General features: G+C 40.7%; 13 protein-coding genes and 1 pseudogene. 7 read left to right on the plus strand and 7 right to left on the minus strand.

Translation table 11 applies throughout. From position 1 onward, the window contains the following. Window positions 1–339: 339 nt before the first annotated feature. The 3 genes and pseudogenes from C2M30_RS20305 to speE form a co-directional block, all read right to left on the minus strand. Window positions 340–843, minus strand: a complete 504-nt coding sequence (locus C2M30_RS20305; RefSeq protein ID WP_054978273.1) for a hypothetical protein — start codon at window positions 841–843, stop codon at window positions 340–342. A gap of 149 nt (window positions 844–992) precedes the next feature. Then, window positions 993–3,008: a glycoside hydrolase family 97 protein gene (locus C2M30_RS20310; RefSeq protein ID WP_105173117.1), complete on the minus strand. Its 2,016-nt coding sequence runs from the start codon at window positions 3,006–3,008 to the stop codon at window positions 993–995. A gap of 139 nt (window positions 3,009–3,147) precedes the next feature. Further along, window positions 3,148–4,008, minus strand: a pseudogene (gene speE / locus C2M30_RS20315) (polyamine aminopropyltransferase). A gap of 172 nt (window positions 4,009–4,180) precedes the next feature. Between speE and speA the strand changes: the two are divergent. The 4 genes from speA to C2M30_RS20335 all read left to right on the plus strand — a co-directional run bounded on the left by speA (window position 4,181) and on the right by C2M30_RS20335 (window position 9,151). Next, on the plus strand, window positions 4,181–6,055 hold the full coding sequence (speA, locus tag C2M30_RS20320) for a biosynthetic arginine decarboxylase (RefSeq protein ID WP_105173118.1): 1,875 nt from the start codon (window positions 4,181–4,183) through the stop codon (window positions 6,053–6,055). A gap of 95 nt (window positions 6,056–6,150) precedes the next feature. Next, the gene (locus C2M30_RS20325; RefSeq protein ID WP_105173253.1) at window positions 6,151–7,038 is read left to right on the plus strand and encodes an acyltransferase; all 888 of its coding nucleotides are present in this window, start codon (window positions 6,151–6,153) and stop codon (window positions 7,036–7,038) included. Continuing rightward, window positions 7,038–7,949 (plus strand): acyltransferase, encoded by a 912-nt coding sequence (locus C2M30_RS20330; protein WP_105173119.1) that lies wholly within the window; start codon window positions 7,038–7,040, stop codon window positions 7,947–7,949. Before C2M30_RS20325 ends, C2M30_RS20330 begins: the two co-directional genes overlap by 1 nt. Before the next feature lie 11 nt (window positions 7,950–7,960). Continuing rightward, complete coding sequence (locus C2M30_RS20335; protein WP_100914374.1) at window positions 7,961–9,151, plus strand: mechanosensitive ion channel family protein; 1,191 nt, start codon at window positions 7,961–7,963, stop codon at window positions 9,149–9,151. Here C2M30_RS20335 and C2M30_RS20340 read toward each other — a convergent pair. Together C2M30_RS20340 and C2M30_RS20345 are read right to left on the minus strand one after the other, a co-directional pair. Further along, window positions 9,141–10,082, minus strand: a complete 942-nt coding sequence (locus tag C2M30_RS20340; RefSeq protein WP_105173120.1) for a histidine kinase — start codon at window positions 10,080–10,082, stop codon at window positions 9,141–9,143. The genes C2M30_RS20335 and C2M30_RS20340 overlap by 11 nt on opposite strands. After that, a complete protein-coding gene (locus C2M30_RS20345) occupies window positions 10,075–11,214 on the minus strand; it encodes a sensor histidine kinase (RefSeq protein WP_105173121.1) in 1,140 nt (379 codons plus the stop codon). The genes C2M30_RS20340 and C2M30_RS20345 overlap by 8 nt, the downstream gene beginning before the upstream one ends. A 385-nt stretch (window positions 11,215–11,599) precedes the next feature. Between C2M30_RS20345 and C2M30_RS20350 the strand changes: the two genes are divergently transcribed. After that, window positions 11,600–12,373, plus strand: a complete 774-nt coding sequence (locus C2M30_RS20350) for a substrate-binding periplasmic protein (RefSeq protein ID WP_157813519.1) — start codon at window positions 11,600–11,602, stop codon at window positions 12,371–12,373. A gap of 73 nt (window positions 12,374–12,446) precedes the next feature. Next, entirely contained in the window at window positions 12,447–13,088 is a 642-nt protein-coding gene (locus C2M30_RS20355; protein WP_105173122.1) for an OmpA family protein, read from the plus strand. Between the two features lie 59 nt (window positions 13,089–13,147). On the opposite strand, the gene C2M30_RS20360 is transcribed toward C2M30_RS20355, so the two are convergent. After that, a complete protein-coding gene (locus C2M30_RS20360) occupies window positions 13,148–13,495 on the minus strand; it encodes a rhodanese-like domain-containing protein (RefSeq protein ID WP_105173123.1) in 348 nt (115 codons plus the stop codon). A 2-nt stretch (window positions 13,496–13,497) separates the two neighbouring features. After that, window positions 13,498–13,686: a YgaP family membrane protein gene (locus C2M30_RS20365; protein ID WP_010561454.1), complete on the minus strand. Its 189-nt coding sequence runs from the start codon at window positions 13,684–13,686 to the stop codon at window positions 13,498–13,500. A 134-nt stretch (window positions 13,687–13,820) separates the two neighbouring features. Between C2M30_RS20365 and C2M30_RS20370 the strand changes: the two genes are divergently transcribed. Further along, window positions 13,821–14,126, plus strand: coding sequence for an ArsR/SmtB family transcription factor (locus tag C2M30_RS20370; RefSeq protein ID WP_054978265.1), 306 nt, complete (start codon window positions 13,821–13,823; stop codon window positions 14,124–14,126). Window positions 14,127–14,135: the final 9 nt, after the last annotated feature.

The raw sequence follows: 14,135 nt of genomic DNA on the forward strand, positions 1-14,135 counted from the left end.
ACTAAAAAACTGTCAATACCTTTTTGAGAATAATTCTCATTATTTTTAAAGGTGTGCTACACAATCAATTTAATTTATTGATTTATATTGATTTTCAATCTTTTAAAATGTTTGTTAGTTTTTCTTGTTTCTGAACTGGTTACAGGTTTGGGGGCTTTTTGTGCAGTGACTTTTTCTAAAAAAAGCATAAAATTTTATATTCTGGTTACCCTCTTTGTAATAAAAGTGAAACTTACTGGCCGTATACTAATTTCAAATACTTCGCTGCTGAACGAACTATTTCCCTTAGGTTATTTGGCCGACTTCGCTTTTTGCAAAGTCGGCTTTTTTATGTCTAATTTATTTGAATTTTACTGTTTTTGTACTGCGGCTATAACTGCGAGATTCAGGTTTAGTCCACTCACCTTGTTTGAAGTAGCTGGTGCTCACCACAATTTTACCGTCGCTTAAACGGCTTGAAGATTTTACTTTGGTAATGCCATCTTTGTTGCCCGTAACATCCTCATACGCTACGAATTCATTTTCTGCCGTTATTTCCAGTTCACCTTGAGTATAAAATCCAGCCGTAGTGAAGTAGAAAAATACCAGCTTTTGCTTTTTGTTATCCCAAAAAATTAACGACTCACCACCGTATGCGCCGTCATTAATTGAGTGTAGGGTGCGCAATGTTGTGCCATTTAGTGCGCTTTCCCAGTGACTTACATCAACGGCACCATTACTAAAAGTTGACTCCCACGTGCCTAAATAAGGCTCGAAAATTTTCAGTTTTTCGTCTAATGCTTGGGCTTGGTTAGCGAATGTTTGCAGCAACAAACACATGGCTATAACAAATAGTTTTTTCATTGGGGTTCTCTTTCGTCTTATTATTATTGAGTAAGTGTGTATTAAAAATACAACTTGCTTTGCAATCACCTAAGCTTAGTGAAAATTAGGCAAAAGAAAAGCCCTAACATTTGTTAGGGCTTAGGTATGCCGTATGGCATGAGCAAGTATTAAAGCGCTGTAAAGCGAATTGCTACGCCACCGCCCGCCGCCATTTTCAGGGCAAGTTCGTCATTTTGCGTAACGGTTTTGTTGTAGATCGCCATTTCGTATGGTTTGTTGACCCAATTAGCGTTTTCGCCATCGCTATACACTTGGGCAATGTATTTGCGATTTGGTTCGAGAAAGTTAAGGTTAATTTTCTCAGTACGTGCATTTTCATCGGTTACTGCACCTAAGTACCAATCATCAGAATGCTTATCTTGGCGCGCAAATATAATGTACTCACCTACTTCGCCAGCAATCGCTTTGCTCTGTTGCCAGTCTGTCGGTACATCTTTGATAAACTGGAACGCTTCTGGCTTTGCGCGGTAATTACGCGGTAAATCGGCTGCCATTTGAATTGGGCTGTAAAGTACAACATAAAGCGCTAACTGTTTTGCTAGCGTGGTTTGCGGTCGGTTAGTGTCACTTCCTAAACCATTAAACGATAAATCAAAAATACCTGGTGTAAAATCCATTGGTCCAGATAGCATGCGGGTAAACGCTAGGGTAGGCACATGACTTGGCGGATTAGGCGGTGTTCCCCACGCATTGTATTCTTGTCCGCGTGCGCCTTCACGAGAAATCCAATTTGGATAAGTGCGACGCAAACCTGTGTCTTTAATTGGTTCATGGGTATTAATGCTAATTTTATGTTTGGCAGCAAGTGCTACGTTGGCTAAGTATTCATTTACCATAAATTGGCCGTCATGCCACTCACGCTTTACTTGGCCTTTTTCGTCTACTCGTTTGATATTGCCACCATCGGCAACGTAGCCGGTTTTAACTTGGCTAACACCGTGTGTTTGGTAAAGTGCAAAGGCATCTTGCATTTGATTTGCGTAGTTGCTGACATTGCCAGATGTTTCATGGTGACCGACAATCGCCACGCCTTTGGCTTTACCATAAGCTGCTAGCTCGGCAAAGTTAAAGTCAGGATATGCTTGGGTAAAATTAAATACATCCCCATTGTGGAACCAGTCTCCATCCCAGCCAATATTCCAACCTTCAACCAATACACCTTTAAAGCCATTTTCGGCAGCGAAATCGATATATTCTTTGGTTAGCTGGGTTGTGGCACCGTGTTTATCACCGCTGCCCCAAGTATTTTCACCAATATGCATTCCCCACCAAATACCTACGTATTTGCTTGGCTCTACCCAATCAACATTACCTAGTTTATTTGGCTCATTGAGGTTTAGAATTAAGTCTGAATTAGCAAGGCCAATTGCTGATTCACTGATCTGAATAGTACGCCATGGTGTTGTGAAGCCATCGTTTGTTTTGACTAATGTGCCATCGCTCCAAGGAGTTAAATCGGCGCTAAATTGTCCATCGCGGCCTTGCTTTAACGTCATCGCAGCAAAATCAACGAGCGAGGCTTCATGAATGCTAAGGTGAATATTGTCGTCGCGCTTAAGGGTAATTGGCGTATGAACATGACGCGCTAAATTAAGCGGTGTTTTGTTGTAAACATATTCGTAGCGATTCCATTCACGTGCAGGGATCCACCAAGATTGTGTCGCGTGTGAATCGGTAAGGTTAAATTGTGTCAGTTCTTTGCTGATTTCTGCCCCAACATAGCCTTGTTTAGCAGCTAGTTCGTATCGAAAACCAATGCCATCATCAAATACTTTAAATGTGATGTTAAACGTGGTGCCAGCTTGTGAAAAAGTTAACGTGAGTTTGTTGTGATTATCTTGAACTGACTGGCGCTCCCCCCAAGGTTGTTGCCATGTTTCATTATGTGAGGAAATGGACGAATTGCTGATTTTTGCGTTATGGCCAAGACTTGGGTGCTGGCGAAAATCAAAACCAAGACTTGATGGGCTAATTAGTGTTTGATCGTTGAAAATTACTTGGTAGCTCGGCAGTTCTTGCTCATCGGATACAACTACTTTAATTTGCTGATTCGGCGAACTTACAGTAACAGTTTTTGCTTGCAGGCACGGTGCAAGCATAAGCAGTAAAAGCGCTTTTTTCATCTTGTTTCACTTGTTGTCAATGTGGGAGCATCAAGAGTAAAAGCTTGTGAAAAATCACACCAGCGCTTGCAAACGTATTCAATAACGCAAAAAGCCCTCAAAGAGGGCTTTTATAAAGTTGTTAACTTGTTAGTTGTGCTTACTTAGCTAATGCACGCTTTAAGAAGTTAGGTGTTGCTAGTGCGCCTTGATGAATGCCTACGTTGTAGTATTCAGTGTCAAATGCTGCATTTTCAACGTCTTGTGCTCTAAACGCTGTGAAGTTTTCGCCTTTGCGCGCCATCGTTGCTGACCATAAACCCGATGGGTAAATTGGTTGTGGGAATGGCAGTGTTTGTAAATCGGCAAAACCAACGTCTAACATTGCTGCACGGGTTTCACGCAGTAGTTGTTGGTGCATTAATGGTGATTCGCTTTGTTGAATCAAAATGCCGCCAGTGCGCAATGCTTTTAAACAGCTAGTATAAAATGCATGGTTAAATAAACCTTCGCCCGGGCCTACTGGATCGGTGCCATCAACAATAATGACATCAATTGATTCTGGTGCAGCTTCAGCCATAAATTTAATGCCATCATCAAACATTACCGATGCGCGAGAGTCGTCGTTTGATTCACATAACTCAGGGAAGTACTTTAACGACATTTCAGTTACTACTTCATCAATATCAATTTGATGAACGGTTTCGATGTCCGGGTGTTTTAGTACTTCACGTAATGTGCCGCAATCACCACCTCCAATGATCACAACATTTTTTGGTGCAGGGTGTGAAAACAGCGCAGGATGGCTCATCATTTCATGATAGAAAAAGTTCTCGCGTGTACTTACCATAGTACAGCCATCAATAATCATTAAATTACCAAAGTCTGTTGTTTCGTACATTTCAACAAGTTGAAAAGGCGATTGTTTTTACTCTAGTTTTTTATTAATGCGCAGTGAAAAAGCACTGCCATCACGATCACTTATTTCAGTGAACCAAGTATTAGCATCTAAATTAGACATAGTAGTTTTCACTTACCATTTATGTGTTTAAAAATTGCGGCAATTTTGCCAGCGAAATGCGTGTTACTCAATTAGAAAATAAAATTATAGCCGAACAAATGAATTTTTATGGCTAGTGTGTAAAAAGCAAATTAAAATATCGCTAACTATCTGACTTTATGAAGACCTTACATTGGCTATAACTAACGCACGTGAAACATACAATATCGCTCATTGGAGTGAAGGCTACTTTGATATTAATGAGCAAGGAGAAGTGGTTGCATTTCCAGATAAAGATCACAGCAAACCGGGTGTTTCGCTGGCAACCTTAACAGAGCAATTTAAAGAGCAGGGGTTAACGTTACCTGTGCTTGTGCGTTTTACCGATATTTTGCAATCGCGTGTTGATACCTTAGTTAATGCATTTGCTGATGCTAAAAGTAATCGTAATTATCAAGGTAATTACACCTGTGTCTACCCGATTAAAGTGAATCAGCAATCATCTGTAGTTAAAAAGCTACTCGCTCACCAAAGCAATAAAGTAGGGTTAGAGGCAGGTTCTAAACCTGAACTAATGGCTATTTTGGGTGTAGCGGATAAGCCTATTCGCATTGTATGTAATGGCTACAAAGACAGTGAATTTTTACGTTTAGCGTGTATTGGCCAAGCCATGGGGCACGATGTGAATATTGTGGTTGAGAAACTTTCGGAGCTTGATGTACTGCTGCAAGAAATTGAAAAGTTAGGTATCGAGCCGGGAATTGGTATTCGCATTCGCTTAAATTCAGTAGGTAAAGGCAAGTGGCAAAATACTGGTGGTGAAAAAGGTAAATTTGGCTTAACTGCCAGTCAGGTGCTAAGTGCAATCGAACGCTTAAACAAAGCGGGCAAAGGGCATTTGTTAAATTTAGTGCATTTTCATATTGGCTCTCAAATTGCCAATATTCGTGATATTCATCGCGCTTTAAAAGAATGTGCGCGCCATTATGCAGAGTTATGCCAAATGGGCGTTGCTTTAAAAACCATTGACGTGGGTGGTGGCCTGGGTGTGGATTATGAAGGTTCAGGCTCGCGTAATTCATGTTCAATGAACTACACGGTTGCCGAATATGCACGTAATGTAGTGAATACCTTTGCCGATACCTGCGAAGCACTTAACTTACCGCAGCCAGATATTATTACCGAATCAGGGCGTGCACTTACGGCGCACCACGCAGTATTGATTACCGATGTGATCGATGTTGAAGAAGCGCCAAAGTTACACAGCGATATTGTACTTTCAGATAATTCGCCGCAAGTATTACAAGAAATGTGGCAAGCCAAACAGCGTTTAACACCGCGTCTAGCGCTTGAAATTTATCACGATGCAATGCACTTGTTTAGTGAAGCGCATGAACAATATGTACACGGTTTATTATCGATGACCGATTGGTCGCAGATTGAAACCTTGTATTTTGACATTTTGCGTGCAGTACGTGGCCAACTTAATGCCAGCGCCCGTTCACATCGAGAAGTGATTGATGATTTAAACGAAAAATTAGCAGATAAACTCTTTGTTAACTTCTCTTTATTCCAATCATTGCCAGATGTATGGGGTATTGAGCAGCTGTTCCCGGTTATGCCAATTGAGCGCCTCGATGAGTCATGTTCACAGCGTGCAATTATTCAAGATATTACTTGTGATTCGGATGGTCAGATTCGTGAATACGTTGATGGTGCAGGTGTTGAAGCAAGTTTGCCGATTCCACCTTACCGTCCGGGTGAACAGTATCACCTAGCAATGTTTATGGTTGGCGCGTACCAAGAGATTTTAGGTGACCTACATAACTTATTTGGTGATACAGATTCAGTGCATATCGAGCTCACCGAAGACGGCTTTACTACCACTAATGCACTGAAAGGCGATAGCGTTGAAGATGTACTGAAATACGTGCATTACAATGAAGGCGCTTTAAAAGCGAACTATCAAAGTCGCCTTGCTGCGAGCAATTTATCAAGCGATACCCAACAAGCGTATTTCGATGAATTGGCCGCAGGCTTAAGTGGTTACACTTACTTCGAAGACTGACCTGTTGGTTAGGCTATTTATTGCTGAGTGAAAAAAGGCTAAAATATGGTCTTTTTTAGCTTGTTCATCCAGTAAATTCGATAAGTTGCGTGATGTTGTATTATATAAGAGCCGTTATTTCACTACTGTTTTATACCGTTAATACCTTATTTTGGTTTGTGCCAATTTTTATTTCTGGGGTATTAAAACTTTTACCGATCAAGCCATGGCAAGCAATGTGGAGTGCCGTTGCTAAGTGGTGCGCGAGTCGTTGGGTTGGTACTAACAGTATTATTCAATACATTTTCACGCCAACTAAAATGGTGGTAACGGGCGATCACGATTTTACCTATAAAGATTGGTACCTAGTGGTTGCCAACCATCAATCTTGGGTTGATATTTTAGTGATGCAGCGCGTTCTGCATAAGAAAATTCCATTTTTAAACTTCTTTTTGAAAAAAGAGCTTATTTACGTGCCATTTTTGGGCTTAGCGTGGTGGGCGCTTGATTTTCCATTTATGAAGCGCGCGAGTAAAAGTCAGCTAAAAAAGAACCCATCACTGCGCACCAAAGATATGGAAACGACTAAAAAAGCGTGTGCAAAGTTCAAGCATGTTCCCGTAAGCATTGTGAATTTTGTAGAAGGTACGCGCTTTACAAAAGATAAGCATACACGCCAAAAAAGCCAGTTTGATAACCTGCTAAAACCTAAAGCAGGTGGTGTTGCGTTTGTAATGGAAGCAATGGGCGAACAACTTAATAAACTTGTTGATGTGACTATTTGCTATCCAAATGGCACACCAAGCTTCTTTGATTACTTAGCGGGTAAAGTGCCCGAAATTCGTGTGCACATTGAGGTAAAGCCTGTTTCAGCAAGTTGGGTAGGTAATTACTCGAGTGACTCAGAGTTTCGTGTGCAATTTCAAAACGAATTAAATACGCTTTGGCAAGGTAAAGATCAGCAGCTTGTTGAGCTAAAACAACAGCAAACTGAGGGCGTCTAATGTTATCGAGATTCCTGCCAGGTGTGCTGTTAGCACCGATTATTTTTACCATTTTAGTCGGTAACGTCGTGCTGTGGGGCGGTGTTATTTTTGTTATTGGCTTACTGAAAATTGTATTACCACTACAAATTATCCGAGATATTTTACACATTGCTTATGCAGCCTGGTGTAAGGGCAACTATTTAGGCGTATGGTTGGCGTGTGACAACTGGCAAGTTGACATTGAAGGTGAGCTCGACGAGAAAGCGTGGTATTTGCTTATCGCAAACCACCAAAGCTGGCTTGATATTATGGTGTTGAGTGGCTTAGGGCGTTTACCTGCACCTAAGTTCTTTTTAAAAGATGAATTAAAATGGGTGCCTTTTGTTGGTGCTGGCGCATGGGCCATGGACATGCCGTTTATGAAGCGCGTAAGCAAAGCTAAAGTGGCTAAAAACCCAAAACTTAAAGGCATGGATGTAGAGCGTACTAAACGCGCTTGTCGTCATTTTAGATTAAACCCTACAACCATTATTAATTTTGTTGAAGGCTCACGCTACACCGAAGCGAAGCACAAAAAGCAGCGCAGTCCATTTAAATATTTACTTAAACCGAAAGCAGGGGGTATTGCCTTTGCCCTTGAAGTACTTGGTGAAAAAATGGATGGCTTGTTAAATACCAGTATTGTGTATCACGGAACATCCGAGACAATTTGTAAAGACATGCTGTTTGGCAAGCTCACTAAAATACACGTCGATATAAAAGTACAACCCATCTCTGCAGAGCTAATTGGTAATTATCAGCATGACCGGGAGTTTAGGGTTGAGTTTCAACAAAAACTTAATGTAATTTGGCAAGATAAAGATCTGCAAATTAGTTTAATGCAAGAAAATGAGCAGTTACCAACGATTAAACCAGCGCATTCGAGTTAAAAAGGATTTATATGAGCAAGGTAGAAAAGCTAATATCCCCTTGGGTTAAAGAGGCATTTCCACATTTAGATTGGCTGTCACAAGTGCTTTCTATTTGCTCTGGCGTATTGCTGCTAGTCATTATTTACTATGTTGCACGCTGCTTGGTATTACCGGGCTTTGAAAAACTAACCGTTTATATTTCACCACATCGATTAGGCCAACTTAAGCCGCTATTTAGCAAACTTAATAGGCGCCTAGCGGGGTTTATATGTAGTGTGGTGTTTGTATCTGGCTTTCGTTATTTTTACTTACCTGGTGATGAAGGCGAGGTGTTTTACCGCTCAATTGGCCAAATTATTGCCATTATCTACAGTGGCTTTATTTTTAGCTCGGTTATTAGCATTGCAGGGGCTGCATATAATCAGCTGAGTTTTGCGAAAGAAGTGCCAATCTTGGGCATTATCCAAGTAGCTAAGCTTATTACCTTTATCGTAACGTCTATTCTCATCATTAGTGTGTTAATTGACGAATCTCCGGCATATATTCTATCGGGCTTTGGTGCGCTAGCGGCGGTGCTGTTATTGGTATTTAAAGATACTATTTTGGGCTTTGTTGCTAGCATTCAAATTGCCGCAAACCGACTAGTAAAAGATGGCGATTGGATCCAGTTTGACCAATACGGAGCTGACGGTGAAATTGAAGAGTTAGGGTTAAATACAGTTAAAGTACGTAACTGGGATAAAACCATTACTACTGTGCCAACCTATGCACTTATTTCTCAGTCATTTAAAAACTGGCGCGGCATGCAAGAGTCTGGCGGCAGACGCATTAAGCGTGCGATTCACCTTGATCTTAATAGTATTCGTCTTATCGATAGTGACTTCTTAGAAACCCTGAAAAGTAATGAATTTATCACCCAAGTGCTCAGCAATGAAGAGTTAAATAATGCAAAAGCACAGAGTAATGTGAAGTTATTCCGCGCTTATGCAGAAGAGTATTTGCGCCAGCATGAGGCGCTGAATCATAATTTAACTTTAATGGTACGCGAGCTTGCGCCGAGCGCAGAAGGTTTACCGGTAGAGCTTTATTGCTTCAGTGCAGATAAGCGCTGGATCCCTTATGAGCACTTACAAGCCGATATTATGGATCACTTGCTAGCAAGTTTAACGATGTTTGGTTTACGCCCTTATCAGCACGTTACAGGTCAGCTTACAGGCTAATAATCAGGCTTAATACCTTATTGTGATATTGAATGCTCGCTTGTTGGCTGGCAAAAAATTCAACGTAGTGGCTTTTTATTCGCGAAATAATAAGGCGTGGTTGATAACTAAAGCCTGTAACGCTCACAACACAATTTTGTTGTTCAAATGTAACCTTTACGTGCAGCGGTTGAGACACTTTCAAGTTTAGCATATACAGCAAGTTGTAGACTAACAACGGCGGCACAGTGACCGATTGCTGTGCTAATTCTGGCGCGACCTCTACCGTTAAATCGCCTGCATTCGCTAGCCGTTGCATGTATGACAATGCACTTAGCTCTTGTTGTAATTCAACTAGATCTTGTTTTCCGGCTTGTAGTTTGTAACGCAGCAGCTCAGCTAAATCGGTAATAGACTCGCTTGCCTTATCGGCATCTTTATCCATTAACGCTTCAATGTTGTCTAAGCATTGATAGAGAAATGCGGGCTGAACTTGCTGCGATAGCATTTTAAGTGAATGGCTTTTAATGCTTTTTTCGATACTGGCTTTTTCTCGAATGGCTTGTGCACTGACATAACCAATAGTCCAAACAAGGCTTAAAAATAGGTTAAATTTGGTGAGTAATTTTACTAACTGCTGTCTGTCATTGGCCTCGACATACCAAATATAACTAAGCAAAGTACTTGGTAAATATAAAATAGCGACCGCAATAATTACTGCACTCAATACCACTAACGCACGATAAAAACGCTGCTTCTGCAGCATGCGCTTGATAAAGCTGCGGGTAACAAAGTGCCAAACAGATACCAATAAAAGGGTATACAGCAACCATTCGTGAGCATATTTAAATAGTTTTTCTGGTGCAAAAAAGGTCACTGCAACTAACGGGAAAAACAAGATTAATACCGTGATAATGCCTTGTGCAACGTAATAATCGTACGACTTATTCACCTGTCTTGTCCTTTTTCAACGGGATCTGTAATTCAACGCTGAACTGGTCATCACTGCGTTCTGAATTGATTGTGAAATTATCACGATAAAGTAATGCTAAGCGCGCTTCAAGATTAGCTAACCCTGTGCGAGTGCCATCAGCTTGACGCGCGGTTTTATTAATTGGATTACTTACGGTGATTGACAGTTTTTTATCTTGCTTGGCAACGGAAATAGCGATGGTACCGCCTGAAGGAATTTGCCCGATGCCATGTTTAATCGCATTTTCTATCAAGGTAAAAATACTCATACTCGGCACAAGCATAATTTCACATTCGCTAGGCACCTTTAAGTCGACATTGAGGCGCTCTTCAAAGCGCACTTTTTCAAGCTTTAAGTAATGGCGGCAAAGCAATAGCTCTTGTTTAAGTGCAATACAGTGTTGTTTATTATCGAAATGGTGCTTAAACAGCTGGCGGAACTCTAATAATAGCTTTTTAGCTTCGCTAACGTCCTCGTACAGCATACCGCGAATGCTATTTAATGAGTTAAATAAAAAGTGTGGGTTAAGTTGATATTGCAGCACATCGAGTTGTTGCTGCTTTAGTTTTTCTTTTAATTTGTGCTTGTGCATAATGCCGTAAGCTTGCAGATAACACAGCATGTAAAAGCAGTAAAAAATACTGTGTAGAAACGCTTCAACGTAAAAATATGCCGGACCAAGCGGTTTGTCGTAACCCTTAATACTGGTGCTAATAGTGAAGGTCATATAAGAGTTATTTTCGCCCGAATGGTCATAGTCGGGATCAGTTATTTGTTTTGTGCCACCTTCTATTTTAAATAAAAAGCTACCAGGCACAGAAACCGTATGTGTGTAAGTCGCGCTGGCAAGACCTGCTAATACGCACAAAACTAAACCCGCAAAATAGGCTTTTTTACCACTGTTTGACCTTTGCCTAATGAGTTTTAGTGGTAGGTAGATAATCAGCAGTGGTAACAAAATAATGTGTATGGTGTAGTGGATTAGGCGTTCAGAATCAACACCCTCAACTCGCAATGGGCCAAACTCCCAGATAAAACTGACAAGAAGAATAAGTGAAAACAGCAGTAAGTTTATACCTATTACTACTTTATGTTTTGTCAGCCAATGCAAGTGTCACCTAATGTGAGGGAAAAACTGTTTGCAAAATATAGCTTTTTAAAATAAATGGCAATAATTGATTGCTTATAGGGCTATGCCATAATTAATAACATATGCTGAACTGAGCGCTAAGTTTTGTTTTAATCCGCGGCAAACGCAGCTATATCGTTGTACTACGGGTAAATTAATAAATATTTACATTTGTTTAAATATTGTAGCCTAGGGTTTTTTTGGGGGGGCTTTTTGGCTAGAATCACGAAGGTCTATTAAACTTTGTTGTTTTATTTGGTTTTATTGGGCAGTGTCTAGCGCAATATAATTGCTTAAATTACAATAGACTCTAGGTATGCAACCGCAGAACAAGGATTTTTTGCCACTCTGTAGTTAAGGCAGAATTGTGAAAATAAAATACGTAGCACCCTTTATAATCTTTGTTTCGCTTCTAATGGCAGCGCCAAGCTTTGCTAGTAGTCGTTTGGTGGTTGCTGTTGATCATGCACCTCCATACAGTTACACCCAAGGTGAAACCCGCCCCCGAGGCTTATTAATCGACATTATGATGCGCATTTCTAAGCAGCTTAATGTATCTTTACAGCTTATTCCATGTCCTATTTCGCGCTGTGTGCAGTTAATTAAATCAGGTCAAGCCGATATTGGTGGGGCGTTTATTAAAACACTAGAACGTCAACGTGATATGGCATTTCTTGAACCGGCCTACATGGTATTGAACTCACCATTTGTATTTTATGCACAAACCGAAAGCAAAACAGTGGTTAATACATTTGATGACCTTTACGGGAAGCGTATTGGTATTGTGCGTGGTGCGGCGCATTTTGCTCGTTTTGATAATGACCAAAAGTTAATGAAAATCGCGGTGCAAAGCGAAAAAGTAGCGATGGATTTACTTTTAAAAGGTCGTTTAGATGTGGTTATTGCTGTTGAGCAAACAGCTGACCATTCACTGAGTGTCTTAAATCAGCCTTCACACAGGCTTAAAAAACTAACCTACCGCCATGATGAGCCGATTCTCGGTTACGCAGTGGCCTCAAAGCGTTCAGAAAAGCAGAAGTTGATCGAGCAAGTGCAAGTTGCCCTGCTGGATTTAGCAAAAAGTGGAGAGTTGTCACAAATCGTTGATCTGTACGACTTACCACCAGTTGATGTGAAATAACTTCGCAATTCAGCGTTTATTCAGACATACCACACTACATTTTTATAAAACTCCAAAGATAAAGAGAGAGACAATGACTTACTTCTCGTCACGTAAATTACTGAGTGTTTCTATTTTGGCTGCGGCTATTGCAGCGTCAGGTTGTGCTACAACCAATGCGGAAAAAGGAGCGATGATAGGTGCTGTAACTGGCGCAGTAATCGGTAAATCTACCTCTAACCACAAAAATAAACGCGCAGTGATTGGTGCTGCTGTAGGTGCCATTGCAGGTGCCGCGATAGGTGATTATATGGATCGTCAAGAAGCAGAAATGCGTGAGCAGCTTTCAGGTTCAGGTGTTGAAGTAGTCAGGGAGGGCGATAACTTACGCTTAGTGATGCCATCAAATATCACTTTTGCGAGCAATCAATCAACCATTACGCCACAATTTCACGACACCTTAAACTCAATTGCGAATGTATTGAGCCATTATGATAAAACGTTTTTGAGCATTGAAGGACATACTGATAGCAGTGGTAGTGAAAGTTATAACCAAACGTTATCAGAGCGTCGAGCACGTAGTGTGCAGCAATACTTAGTTAACCAGTCAATTATGCAAGCGCGTTTATCTGTTGTTGGCTACGGTGAAATGCGTCCAGTTGCGAGCAATGAAACCGCTTCTGGTAAAGCCAAAAACCGTCGTGTTGAAGTACAAATTGTACCTAACCAAGCGTAATTAAAAGCTATACCTTATCAGCTAAATTAAGGCTTCCAATCGGAAGCCTTTTTTATGCTTTAGCAAAAAGTCTCACATACATTTTCAGCTTTGCAGCTGATCACTGTTACCTTGTTATAACCAATACGTTGCAGTTGTTCTGCCGCTAAAGTAGCACGCCCGCCCGTTGCACAATGCAAGTAAATTGGTCGTTCTGCGTCTTTTTCAATTTCAATCAACTTCATTTCGAGCACGCCACGGGGAATATTGATAGCACCTACTGCATTTTTAATTGCGTGTTCAGCGGGTTCACGCACATCAATAAGTAAGCCATTGTTCTTGGCTATTTCACTTTTTGCTTGTGCAGCATCCATTTTTACAACATGTTCAGATGCAAGTTTAATAAGATCTGGAATAGTCTTCAGCACAGTTAATCCTCCAAGCCAAATTTACGAAGTATCGTCATCATTGGGCACCACTTAGTAAACGCTGACTGTAATAAATTAACAGCGATAAATAGCGTGAAAAAGATCCAGTTAGGGTGCACAAAGTGCGTTAGTAACAGTGACACTATCAGCATCACACCGGCAATTAATCTTAGTGCATCATTTACTTTCATTCGAATAACCTACTTAAAAGTGGAGTTGCATTTAAATATATTAGAAAAACCTAAATTAGTAAATTCTAATATTAGACTTTTCTAATATAACAGCTTATACTTTGCTCAAATTTGAGAATAAAGAATTGACGCCTATGATGTTAGATATGGACAAAATGCTTGAAAATGCAGCAGAAGCAGAGCAGTTTTTAAAATTGATGGCAAACAAAAATCGCTTAATGATCTTGTGTACATTAAATCAAGGTGAGCTAAGTGTTAGCGAGTTGAATCAAGCTGTACCATTGGCGCAATCTGCATTGTCACAGCATTTAGCGAGTTTACGTAACTCGGGCTTAGTAGAGACGCGTCGAGAAGCGCAAACTATTTATTATCGTATCGTCGATCCGCGAGTGAGCGCCATGTTAAGCGCGCTTTACGATATGTTTTGTCAGCCTGAATAGCAAGGATAG

The organism is Pseudoalteromonas sp. T1lg24, assembly GCF_002964745.1.
Classification (GTDB): domain Bacteria; phylum Pseudomonadota; class Gammaproteobacteria; order Enterobacterales; family Alteromonadaceae; genus Pseudoalteromonas; species Pseudoalteromonas spongiae.

Excerpts from the sequence above, each read along its gene's own strand:
- C2M30_RS20305 (WP_054978273.1), bottom strand. The coding sequence starts at position 843 with ATGAAAAAACTATTTGTTATAGCCATGTGTTTGTTGCTGCAAACATTC.
- C2M30_RS20310 (WP_105173117.1), bottom strand. The coding sequence starts at position 3,008 with ATGAAAAAAGCGCTTTTACTGCTTATGCTTGCACCGTGCCTGCAAGCA.
- C2M30_RS20330 (WP_105173119.1), top strand. The coding sequence starts at position 7,038 with ATGTTATCGAGATTCCTGCCAGGTGTGCTGTTAGCACCGATTATTTTT.
- C2M30_RS20335 (WP_100914374.1), top strand. The coding sequence starts at position 7,961 with ATGAGCAAGGTAGAAAAGCTAATATCCCCTTGGGTTAAAGAGGCATTT.
- C2M30_RS20355 (WP_105173122.1), top strand. The coding sequence starts at position 12,447 with ATGACTTACTTCTCGTCACGTAAATTACTGAGTGTTTCTATTTTGGCT.
- C2M30_RS20365 (WP_010561454.1), bottom strand. The coding sequence starts at position 13,686 with ATGAAAGTAAATGATGCACTAAGATTAATTGCCGGTGTGATGCTGATA.
- C2M30_RS20370 (WP_054978265.1), top strand. The coding sequence starts at position 13,821 with ATGATGTTAGATATGGACAAAATGCTTGAAAATGCAGCAGAAGCAGAG.